We start from the raw sequence: 9803 nt of genomic DNA on the forward strand, positions 1-9803 counted from the left end.
TTCGTTGATCTCCCGTTAGCGTCGACGGATAACAAGATAACCGGTCATCTATTTATTGTCAAACGAAGCGGCGCCACGATACCCGGCATCGCGACAAAACCATCGAGGTGCCGCACGCCGTCCACCCAACGGCGGATCGCCGGGAAATCGTCGCGGTCGATACCGCCTTCGTGCGACAACGCGATGTCGGGAAAGCAGGCTATGTCGGCAAGCGTCGGCGTTTCGCCGACCAGCCAATACCGGCCTTCGATCTCGCCTTCGGCAAGATGGTCGTCGATCAGCCTGAAAAGCGTGCGCGCCTCGCGGCGGGCGCGTTGGACGTCGAGTTCGTAGCCGAACACGTCGTGCAGCCGGGCTGCCGACGCCGTGCGCGTGATATCGCGCGCGACCGAGAACCATGCGGCAACTTGCGCGCGCGCCACGGGCTCGGCGGGAAACCACGTGCCACCCGCGTCGTAGCGGCTCGCGAGATAGACGAGAATCGCCTCGCTATCGCGCAATCGCGAGCCGCGGTCTTCGAGAACCGGTAAGGGCGCCCAGAGATCGGTCGCGGCGAATTCCACCGACTCATGCTCTCGCCCCGGATGAAAGTCGACGGCAACCGTCTCATACCCGATACCCAGCAGATGCATGAAGAGCCGCAGCTTGTAGCAGTTTCCCGAGAGCGCGTAGTGGTAGAGTCTGATCATGGAGTGCTCTCTCCTTCAAGGCGAGGTTTAAGTTCCACGCCATAACCAAGGCCCTTGGCCTTCAACCATCGGCGGTAAGCCATCGACATCGCATCCGCGCGAGTCGACACTTCGGCCCGCGCGTCGAGCGGCAAGCGCTTCGGCAACTGGCTTTCGAGGATCGGCTTGTCCTGCCCGAAGATGGTTTGCTGGAAGCTCACGAGCGCCGTATTGTCGTGTTCGTCGTCGAAGAGCAGCATCAGCAGATGCGCGCGGCTTTCCACTTCGCTGAGCGGCTGTACGAACAACGCGATCACATCGCGTTCCGCCGGCAGGCGCGGACTCGTCTTATAGAGCAGCGCACAGAACGGCTGCGGCACGCGGTACGTGTAGTCGACCTCCATGCCTGCGGCCGCGGCTGCCGCGGCGCGCGGTTGCCAGAACGCGCAGCCTGTGGCCCAGAGTTCGCCGTGTTCGTCCTCGTGCACCTTGTAGTCCTTCACTTCGGTATGCGGTTCCTCGCCGAGGATGCCCGTGTGCACATAGGGGAAATGCCCCATGTCGAGGAAGTTTTCGATGACACGCGGCCCCGACGTATGCACCCCGAACGCGCCGCAATCGACAATGCGGCGACCCGGCTGGTCATATTGCGGCAAGGCGAAAAGCGCATGCCGGGGCGCCGCGAGTGCGACCCACGTGCAGCCGTAGCGGTCGATTGCGTGGTAACGATCTTGTACGCCGACGTCGGGCGCGGCGACGGGCTCGCCTGTCAGCGCGTCGCGCCACACGACAAGCGGCCGGCCGAGCAGGCGTGTGCGTAGCGGCGTCGCGCCGATGCGCGTGGCGGCCGAGACGACGAACCATTCATCGACGGGTGGGTTATCCCGTGCTGCCTGATAATGCGCCTCGCTCATCGTCCGCTCCCGGCCGGTGCGTGCCGCACGTCGGCTTCGAGCCGCGCGCGAAGCGCCTTGAAGGCATGCGCGGCACGCGACATCGCCTCATGGCGCGCCGCGCCACCCGCTTTGTCTTCGGTATCGATCCAGAGATAGACGACGGTCCGTTCGCCGCCCATCGGCTGCAAAAAAAGCACATGGCGCGTACCCGACGCGTCACGCCGCTCCATCGCGCTGCCGCCCCTGCGCGCTGCGGCGAAGTGGTCGTGCAGGAACAGGCGCGTGACATGCGGCGATCGATAGACGACGAAGCTGCGGCAAAACGCATTCGGCATCTGTAAATCGCCGATACCGCTCCACGACGCGTCGCCGAGCGTCGCCCAGATCAGTCCGCCGTCTTCGCGTACAGAATAGGTTTTCGCGCATGCGCTGCGCGGCGGCGAGAGGTTCGGCTTTGCCGGAATGTCAGTGCAGGCGCCGTTTTTTGCGAAGCGCCAGCCGTGGTATGCACAACTGAGCGTGTCGCCGGCAACCCATCCCAGAGTAAAGCGCGTTCCGCGGTGCGGACAACGGTTTTCCCATGCGTGCGCTGCGCCGTCCGCGGAGCGCCACAGCGCGAGTTCCCGGCCATCGAGAAAGGACTGCACAATACGCCCCTCGCCGACCTCGCGCGAGGCCGCGACCGGATACCAATGGAGATGCGCGTCGAAGCGGTCAGGCTCGATATCAGTCAACTTATGCTCCCGACGTTGCCGAACGCCGTCGCCGAATGAAACGGGTCGTCGCGCATCCATTGAACGCGCGTCTGCGCAGATTATTCCACTTTCGATCCGCCGCGCCCGGCGGAAGCGTACGACCGGCTGGCAGCGCGCGGCACGCGAAACGGATCGACGTCTTTGACGAGTTCCGCAAAATTCTTGCAGACTGCGAGGAAGCACCTGAAATCTCGCCGGTCGCGAGGCAGGGCGAAAAGCGCCTGTAGTTCAAACACGCTGCATAACCAAGCAAACGATGGAAATCGATCTTTCGGACTTGACCGCATTTGTGGCCGTCGCGCGCGCCAAAGGCTTTCGCGATGGCGCCCGCCTTGCCGGCGTGAGCGCCTCGGGGCTCAGCGAAGCGGTCCGCCGGCTCGAAGCGCGGCTCGGTGTGCGGTTGCTGCACCGGACCACGCGCAGCGTCGTGCCCACCGAAGCGGGCGAGCGCCTGCTTGCGCGGCTCGGCCCCGCACTGACCGAAATCGAAGCGGCGCTCGATGTCGTCAATGGCTTTCGCGACAGGCCCGCGGGCACGCTGCGGCTCAATGTACCGCTCAGCGCGGCGCGTCTGATCCTGCCGTCCATCGTGCCGCGATTTCTCGACGCCTACCCCGATATACGGCTCGAAATCGTCGCGGACGAAAATTTCGTCGATGTGCTCGCAGCCGGATGCGATGCCGGCATTCGCTACGACGAGCGGCTCGAACAGGACATGATCGCGGTGCCGATCGGTCCGCGAATCCAGCGCTTCGCAACCGCTGCGTCTCCTGCTTATCTTGCACGGCGCGGCCGGCCCGCGCACCCGCGCGAGCTGCTCGACCATGCATGTCTGCGCGGCCGCTTCCCGAGCGGTTCGATGCCGCCGTGGGAATTCGAGCGCGACGGAGAAGTGGTGCGGATCGAACCGTCCGGTCCGCTGCTGGTTCAGCTCGGCGGCGCCGTGGATCTCGTCGTCGACGCGGCCATTGCCGGTACCGGCGTCGTCTACCTGTTCGAAGAATGGTTGCGCCCGCATCTGGAACGCGGTGCGCTCGAACCCATCCTCGAGCCGTGGTGGCGGCCGTTCTCCGGGCCATTCCTTTACTATCCCGGCCGGCGCCTCGTGCCCGCGCCGCTGCGTGCGTTTATCGACTTCATCAGGACGGATTGATCGCGGTGAACAGGCCGACTGCACCTCGCACAACATCGGTCGACCGATCCGCTCGCCGCGCCAGGGAGGGAACCATGCTCAAAGGCGGCTGCTTCTGCAGGAAGGTTCGTTACGAGATCCTGAGTACGCCTTCCGATTCGACGATCTGTCACTGCGTGGACTGTCGCCGCGTATCGGGCGCGTCGTTCGTTGCGTGGTTCAGCGTCAGGCAGTCAGCGTTTCGATTCGTATCCGGCCGACCCAAGGCCCTGGCCAGCAGCACGTCGGTCATGCGCATGTTCTGTGCGGACTGCGGCACACACCTGACTTACCAACACCATGATTTTCCCGGCGAGATCGATGTTTCGACATGCAGCCTCGATACGCCCGAGCAGGTTCCCCCGCGGCATCACACATGGACCTCGCAGAAGCTGTCGTGGGTGCATGTATCAGACGCACTGCCAAAGCATGCGCGAAGTTATATCTCGCCCACGAGATAGTCGATCAGCGCGCGGGCTGCGGGACGCGCGGCTCGACCCGGCGGAAAGACGGCATGAATCTCGACCGGATCGAGCTGCCAGTCTTCGAGTATCTGTACAAGGCGGCCATCCGCAAGCTCGCTTCTGCATCCCCACAAGCCGATGGTCAGGATGCCCAGCCCGGCAATCGCCGCAGCCGTTGCGCCTTCGTTGACGGTAGTGGTCAGGCGTCCCTGGCCTTGCCCCTGGCCCTGTGCCGGTCCTTGCCCGCGCAAGACAAATTCGCGCCCGTCTTTTCGAAGCGTCCAACCCAATGAAGCCGCGCTCGACGGTCCGAGCACGAACGCGTGCTCGCTCAGATCGGATGGGTCGACAGGGCGCCCCGCGCGCGCCAGATAGTCCGGCGAAGCCACGAGCATTCGCGGCGAACGTCCGAGCAGCCTCGATCTCGCGGTCGAATCGGGTAGCGCACCGAACCGGATCGCGACGTCGACGCCCTCGGCGATCAGATCCTGCCGCTCGTCCGACATCAGCAAGTCGATGTGCAACGCGGAATGCAGCGCCATGAAGCGTCCGATACGCGGAATCACCTCGCGAACGCCGAAGCTCGTCGATAGCGCCACGCGCAGGTGACCCCGCAGCTCGGAGGTACCGCGAGCGACGAGGTCGGCCTCCTCCAGCGCTTCGAGAATCGCTTCGACGCGCATCAGATAGTCGACGCCCGCCTCGGTCAGTTTCACCGCGCGCGTGCTTCTGACGAACAGCACGGCGCCGACGTCCACTTCGAGTTCGGAGATCTGCCTCGACACCGATGGCTGACTGATGCCGAGCTCGCGCCCGGCCCGCGTAAAGCTCGACGTACGGGCGACACGCGTGAAAAGCCGCAGTACAGATAACTTGTCATTCATTTGAATGGCGAATAACTGAAAGTCGTTTTGCCATTCTACCGGCCATCCGGCAAATGAATCACCATGACTTCACGCCATACCGGCGAGCACACAAGGAGTCGGAAATGAAACTGCAAGAGAAACTGGATGCCTTCAAATCGCACTTCGAGAGCAAGGTGGCGCCGCCCCATGTAGTCGAACTCTTTCACAGGACCACAGACGAGTTGATCGCAACCGGTCAGGCCGAGCGGTCGCTCAAGGTGGGCGATGTCGCGCCTGCGTTCACGCTCAAGACCGCCGAGGGCGAGGTCGTCTCGTCGACGGCGCTGCTCGAACACGGGCCGCTCGTCGTGACGTTTTATCGCGGCGTCTGGTGCCCGTACTGCAATATCGACTTGCAGGCCATCGAAGCAGTCGCGCAGGAGATCCGCTCGCTCGGCGCGCATCTCGTTTCGGTCTCGATGCAAACCGCAACGAACAGCCTGAAGTCGCAACGGCAGAACAAGCTCAGCTATCCGATTCTCGTCGACGAAGGCGGCAAGACCGCGGACACGTTTGGAATCCGTTTCCGGCTGCAGGATGAACTGATCGAAGCGTACAAGGGATTCGATGTGGATTTGCCCGTCATTAACGGCGAACCGAGCTGGACGCTGCCGATGCCGGCTCGCTACGTGATCGCGCAAGACGGTACGGTTGCCTATGCCGAGGTCAGCCCCGACTACACAAAGCGGCCCGACCCGAGCGACCTCGTGACGGCTCTGCGGCAATTGCGGCAACCGGAAAGCATCGCCTGATTGATTCGTCGTGTCGGGCAGTCGCGTTGAAGGACCGCTACGGAATGGCGCCGCGCGAATACGTGGCCACGCGCGCGGCGACTCCGTGAAAACCCCTGTTGTATTTCGGCCTCGAAATCATGATTTCGAGGGAAATCTCGAACTGTTTAGTCCATTGAACGTGCTCTATGATTACGCTGCCTGTTTCATGGGCATGCAAGCATGAATTACCGCGCAAAGCAGCCATACAGCATTCGGCGATCGAGGCGCGTGTACGAAACAGAAGGTTCTTGAATGTCGATTTTGCAGTCGATCAATGGGGTTGTTTTCATGAAGAAGCGCAACCGAGGATATTGGATCGCCGGCGCGTTCTTTTGGGGCCTCACCAGTGCCGCCGTCGCCGGGGCCGCTGGAACATTACCTGAAAGGCCCGCTGCAGTTACCGCTTCCGCGCACCCCTCGCCTGAGCGGCCGCCACGGCACGCGCATGCTCGTGGAACGGAGCACGCGGCTTCGGCGAAGGCAACGCCCAAGCAGACAACCACGCAAACGGCGAAGCAACCCGAGCAGAATTACAGTGCAGCACTGAGCCAATACCAGTTTGCGTACGGGAACGCCAACGTCCCGTTTTCGCCGCCGCCGAACATCGGCGCGTCCAGCTACGCGGGCACAACAGTCGAGAGCCAGATTCTGAAGCGAAACTCGACGCAATATGGTGCGCCGGCAACACCAGCTTCGTCGGTGCGTCCGGAAGCGCCGGACGACAACTGGCGCTTTATGGCCAATCCGCTCATTAACGCTACCCATATCCACGAGATTGGAGCAGCCGTGTCTCTCCGGCACGATTTCTAGCGCGCTCGCGCTATTGCCCTGCTGCTTGGCCCTGCTGCTTGGCACTATTGCCTTACTGGCTGGCTCCTGGCGTCACCGATATGGCAATTGCTTCGGTGTACACAACCTTCACCTGATCGCCCTTCCGGATATTTTTCATCTGCTCCGGGTCCTCCACGATCACGTCCACGGTATTGCCTTCAGGCCCCTTCAGCACGACGGTCTTCGTCTTGGCATTCACGGAAATGACGTCCGCCATTACCGTCACTTCCCTGCCAATGGTGCCACCGGGCTTTTCCCCCGGAGCCGCCCGTTTTTCTATGATCTGCTGCGTTGCGGAGCGCGGGCCGCTGGTTTTTTCGAGGCTTAACGAAATCGCTTTCCTGTATTCCATCGTGACGATATCGCCAACCTTAAGCTGATCGAAATTGCGCGCTTCTTCGCCGACCTGAACCTCGAACACCCGGCCGCTCTTCTCCTTCAGAGTCACGGTCCGGGTGGCCGGCGCAATCGCCACGACCGTGGCCGTCACTGTCGAGGTAGCCGCCACCGTCGCATTGCCCGTTCCTTTTGTCACGTCGACCGACGTTTGCGGTTGAGCGAAAGCCAAATGCGCCACCACGACGAGGGTGGCTGCCAGCAGCAAGTTTCCGACCTTCATCTTTGCGCTCCTCGGAGAGTTCGTGAGGTCCACCTGCGAACATTGCTTCGTGCTGAACTTCAGCGCCGGCGAATCCTGCTTCAGCCTACTCACAGCATTGAGCGAACGATATTGGACCTTGGTCCAATTAGTCATTCAAAGCGTTTGCATGTAGCCGCTTCGCGAATCGCGATCCCTTTTTCACACATTCCTGCCGGCACTCAATCTCATTCTCAACTCATTAAAAGAGGCGACTATAATTCGCAATTCTATTTAATAAAAAATGCTTTTTAAAAACCGGATATAGGCATTAAATGAATTATGTATCAACCCGACATGGAGGATGACCATGCGGCGGCGAGATTTCCTGATGAGCGCGATTGCAGCGGCTGTCCCGGCCCTATACACCGGATGCACCACGACTTCCAGCAGTGGCGAAAGCGCAGCAACAGATATGGCACAGCGCCAGTCCATCGACGCAAGCGTCGATGGCACGCTGTCGCGCCTCTTTACCTCCGTCAAAGGATCGCGCGAACTCGTATCGAAGGCGCAAGGCGTTCTGGTCTTCCCGAACGTACTCCAGGCCGGATTTATCATCGGCGGCCAGCACGGCGACGGCGCGCTGCGAATACGCGGCGGCACCGTCGGCTACTACAGCACGACATCGGGCTCGCTCGGCCTGACCGTGGGGGCGCAGTCAAAGGCGATCATCTTTCTTTTCATGACGTCCGACGCGCTCGATCAGTTCCGGAACTCAAAGGGCTGGACAGTTGCCGGCGATGCCTCCGTGGCACTGGTGAAAATAGGCGCAAATGGAGCGATCGACACGACGACGGCCACGGCGCCTGTCGAGGTCATCGTCATGACGAATTCGGGCTTGATGGCGGACGTCTCGCTCGCCGGTACGAAGGTGACGCCGCTCAAAATCTAGGCGTTGCGATGAGTGCCGCAGCACGCGTTGCGAATCGCGGAGGCATCGGTATCGTCTGCGCAGTTTTCAGCGCGCTCTGCCGTATCGCTCGAAAAGCTGGAGCACAAAACACGCATAGACCGTGACTGCCATGAACAGCCCCATACGCACGGCGAACGCGGTGTAGACGTCCTTGCCCGCCACGCTGTCCTGCACGGACTGACCGAGCAGGATAATCAGCGTAACGAGGCTGTTCAGCCAGAACCCCGGCGATTGCCGTGTCGGACTCAGTCGATAAAGCTTGCGCCCTGCCAGCAGGCCGAACAGCAGCATCCACAGATAAAACATCCAGAGATTGACGAAAAGCCTGAGCGCAAACCAGAAAACGATGGCGAGCAGTCCCCCGAGCAAGGTGGACCCGAGCAGTTCGCGTGCCGCATCGCGTGCGGATGTCGTGCAGCTTTGACGGCCGAGACTGACCGACTTCATGATGATCGGCATATAGGCAGCCGGATCGCTCATCGCCAGCAGCCACGCGGGCATGACCACCAGTGCGGCTCGCAGCGCGATCCGCACGGTCCGATCGTCCCGCGCAATGCGAGCTTGCGGCGGCTGCGATCGCTCGATCGCAGGTTCCGGAAATATCGCGTGACTCAATGCCGAAACGACTAGCGCCACGAGCAGCCCTTTCACCAGTGCGCCCACGACTGTCACGGCCAGTTGCATGTCGGCCGCGCCGGCCGCGGAGATCATGGTCAAGCCGGCCGCGAGGAAAGTGGCGACGAGATTGTTGCCGCCGCGAAGGCCGTAGCGAAACGCCAGAAACAGCCCGAGGCCGACCATCAGCACGCCAGCGGCGGGATAGTAGCGAAGCAGCGGAACGAGCAGCAAGCCGCTGCCGGTCGTCACCGCGACGACCAGCGCGAGACCGAGCGACGCCTTGAACGTCAGCGGCCGGGTCCGCGTGGCGAGCAGAAAAACGGCAAATACCGGCGCGATCACGGGAATCGGCAAGTCCAACGCAAAACTGATCGCGAGGCTGAACGCGGTGCCTGTCGCCATCCGGAGCACGCGCCGGCCGCGTTGTCGAACGCTATTTTGCATAGGCATCCGTATCATCAGTAAACGTACGACAGCCAGCTCATCAGGCGCAAAAACACTCTGCCGAGCGGATTGAGCGGGTTGCCGGGACTGGGGAACGCCATCACCTCAGCCTGGCCGCCGACGCGAATATCGTGCAGTTTCGCGCGTTCGTCCTTCGTGAATTCGACAATCACCGGAAAGCGCTGCGCCGGGCGCAGCCAGTCGCGGCTGTTCTGCACCGTCGGCAGCGTGCCGGGCGGCGTGCTCTGCCCCACGTTTACCCCATATCCGATGCTGCGGATATGCCCTTCGAAGATCTGGCCGGGCAATGCGTCCAGAACGATGGCGACCGGCGTGCCGGGCGCGAGGCGCCCGAGGTTGTTCTCGGTCATGTCCGCGCTGACCCACACATCATGAATCGCGATCAGCGTCATGAGCGGGCTACCCGCCGCGGCGAACTGGCCGACTTCGGTGCGCAGGTCCGTGATTACGCCTGCCGAGCGCGCGCGTATCCGCGTGTTGGCGAGATCGAGTTGTGCCTTTTCGAGCGAAGCGGCGGCGCTGCGCAGCTGCGCATTCTCCGTTTCGCTGCCGCCTTGCTGTTCGCGCGCGCGCTCGACTTCCGCACGCGCCGCCGCCACCTGGCTCTGCGCCTGCTCGTAAGTCGCGCGCGCGACTTCGAGGCGCCGCAGCGAGACGGTGCCCTCGTCTTCCCGGTAGAGTCGCTCGAGCCGGTCGCTGTCCTGGCG

General features: G+C 62.3%; 12 protein-coding genes. 5 read left to right on the top strand and 7 right to left on the bottom strand.

Going from position 1 to position 9803, the window contains the following annotated elements; all coding sequences use genetic code 11:
* Positions 1-44 precede the first annotated feature (44 nt).
* The 3 genes from ACYPXD_RS09095 to ACYPXD_RS09105 are packed head-to-tail and all read right to left on the bottom strand — an operon-like array spanning position 45 to position 2298.
* On the bottom strand, positions 45-689 hold the full coding sequence (locus ACYPXD_RS09095; protein ID WP_459709978.1) for a glutathione S-transferase family protein: 645 nt from the start codon (positions 687-689) through the stop codon (positions 45-47).
* Entirely contained in the window at positions 686-1582 is an 897-nt protein-coding gene (locus ACYPXD_RS09100) for an aromatic ring-hydroxylating dioxygenase subunit alpha (protein ID WP_459709980.1), read from the bottom strand. Before ACYPXD_RS09100 ends, ACYPXD_RS09095 begins: the two co-directional genes overlap by 4 nt.
* Positions 1579-2298 carry a Rieske 2Fe-2S domain-containing protein gene (locus ACYPXD_RS09105; protein WP_459709982.1) on the bottom strand — a complete coding sequence of 240 codons (720 nt, stop codon included), beginning with the start codon at positions 2296-2298 and terminating at the stop codon, positions 1579-1581. The genes ACYPXD_RS09100 and ACYPXD_RS09105 overlap by 4 nt, the downstream gene beginning before the upstream one ends.
* Before the next feature lie 277 nt (positions 2299-2575).
* Between ACYPXD_RS09105 and ACYPXD_RS09110 the strand changes: the two genes are divergently transcribed.
* Together ACYPXD_RS09110 and ACYPXD_RS09115 are read left to right on the top strand one after the other, a co-directional pair.
* Positions 2576-3472, top strand: coding sequence for a LysR family transcriptional regulator (locus ACYPXD_RS09110; RefSeq protein ID WP_459709984.1), 897 nt, complete (start codon positions 2576-2578; stop codon positions 3470-3472).
* A 74-nt stretch (positions 3473-3546) separates the two neighbouring features.
* Complete coding sequence (locus ACYPXD_RS09115) at positions 3547-3951, top strand: GFA family protein (protein ID WP_459709986.1); 405 nt, start codon at positions 3547-3549, stop codon at positions 3949-3951.
* On the opposite strand, the gene ACYPXD_RS09120 is transcribed toward ACYPXD_RS09115, so the two are convergent.
* Positions 3930-4838 carry a LysR family transcriptional regulator gene (locus tag ACYPXD_RS09120; protein ID WP_459709988.1) on the bottom strand — a complete coding sequence of 303 codons (909 nt, stop codon included), beginning with the start codon at positions 4836-4838 and terminating at the stop codon, positions 3930-3932. The genes ACYPXD_RS09115 and ACYPXD_RS09120 overlap by 22 nt on opposite strands.
* 104 nt (positions 4839-4942) lie before the next feature.
* Between ACYPXD_RS09120 and ACYPXD_RS09125 the strand changes: the two genes are divergently transcribed.
* Together ACYPXD_RS09125 and ACYPXD_RS09130 are read left to right on the top strand one after the other, a co-directional pair.
* Positions 4943-5611: a peroxiredoxin-like family protein gene (locus ACYPXD_RS09125; protein ID WP_459709990.1), complete on the top strand. Its 669-nt coding sequence runs from the start codon at positions 4943-4945 to the stop codon at positions 5609-5611.
* Between the two features lie 273 nt (positions 5612-5884).
* On the top strand, positions 5885-6442 hold the full coding sequence (locus ACYPXD_RS09130; RefSeq protein WP_459709992.1) for a hypothetical protein: 558 nt from the start codon (positions 5885-5887) through the stop codon (positions 6440-6442).
* Positions 6443-6494: 52 nt separating this feature from the next.
* Here the strand turns inward: ACYPXD_RS09130 and ACYPXD_RS09135 are convergent, their stop codons facing one another.
* Entirely contained in the window at positions 6495-7082 is a 588-nt protein-coding gene (locus tag ACYPXD_RS09135; protein ID WP_459709994.1) for a hypothetical protein, read from the bottom strand.
* A 328-nt stretch (positions 7083-7410) separates the two neighbouring features.
* Between ACYPXD_RS09135 and ACYPXD_RS09140 the strand changes: the two genes are divergently transcribed.
* Positions 7411-7992, top strand: a complete 582-nt coding sequence (locus ACYPXD_RS09140; RefSeq protein ID WP_459711409.1) for a BPSL1445 family SYLF domain-containing lipoprotein — start codon at positions 7411-7413, stop codon at positions 7990-7992.
* Between the two features lie 66 nt (positions 7993-8058).
* On the opposite strand, the gene ACYPXD_RS09145 is transcribed toward ACYPXD_RS09140, so the two are convergent.
* Both ACYPXD_RS09145 and ACYPXD_RS09150 read right to left on the bottom strand, forming a co-directional pair.
* Positions 8059-9075, bottom strand: coding sequence for a DUF2955 domain-containing protein (locus ACYPXD_RS09145; protein ID WP_459709996.1), 1017 nt, complete (start codon positions 9073-9075; stop codon positions 8059-8061).
* A 14-nt stretch (positions 9076-9089) separates the two neighbouring features.
* Positions 9090-9803, bottom strand: a 714-nt coding sequence (locus tag ACYPXD_RS09150) for an HlyD family secretion protein (protein ID WP_459709998.1), incomplete at its 5' end; no start/stop codon positions are given.

The sequence above is a fragment of the Paraburkholderia sp. 2C genome, assembly GCF_054589215.1.

Excerpts from the sequence above, each read along its gene's own strand:
- ACYPXD_RS09095 (WP_459709978.1), bottom strand. The coding sequence starts at position 689 with ATGATCAGACTCTACCACTACGCGCTCTCGGGAAACTGCTACAAGCTG.
- ACYPXD_RS09130 (WP_459709992.1), top strand. The coding sequence starts at position 5,885 with ATGTCGATTTTGCAGTCGATCAATGGGGTTGTTTTCATGAAGAAGCGC.
- ACYPXD_RS09115 (WP_459709986.1), top strand. The coding sequence starts at position 3,547 with ATGCTCAAAGGCGGCTGCTTCTGCAGGAAGGTTCGTTACGAGATCCTG.
- ACYPXD_RS09140 (WP_459711409.1), top strand. The coding sequence starts at position 7,411 with ATGCGGCGGCGAGATTTCCTGATGAGCGCGATTGCAGCGGCTGTCCCG.
- ACYPXD_RS09100 (WP_459709980.1), bottom strand. The coding sequence starts at position 1,582 with ATGAGCGAGGCGCATTATCAGGCAGCACGGGATAACCCACCCGTCGAT.
- ACYPXD_RS09135 (WP_459709994.1), bottom strand. The coding sequence starts at position 7,082 with ATGAAGGTCGGAAACTTGCTGCTGGCAGCCACCCTCGTCGTGGTGGCG.
- ACYPXD_RS09110 (WP_459709984.1), top strand. The coding sequence starts at position 2,576 with ATGGAAATCGATCTTTCGGACTTGACCGCATTTGTGGCCGTCGCGCGC.
- ACYPXD_RS09145 (WP_459709996.1), bottom strand. The coding sequence starts at position 9,075 with ATGCAAAATAGCGTTCGACAACGCGGCCGGCGCGTGCTCCGGATGGCG.
- ACYPXD_RS09120 (WP_459709988.1), bottom strand. The coding sequence starts at position 4,838 with ATGAATGACAAGTTATCTGTACTGCGGCTTTTCACGCGTGTCGCCCGT.
- ACYPXD_RS09125 (WP_459709990.1), top strand. The coding sequence starts at position 4,943 with ATGAAACTGCAAGAGAAACTGGATGCCTTCAAATCGCACTTCGAGAGC.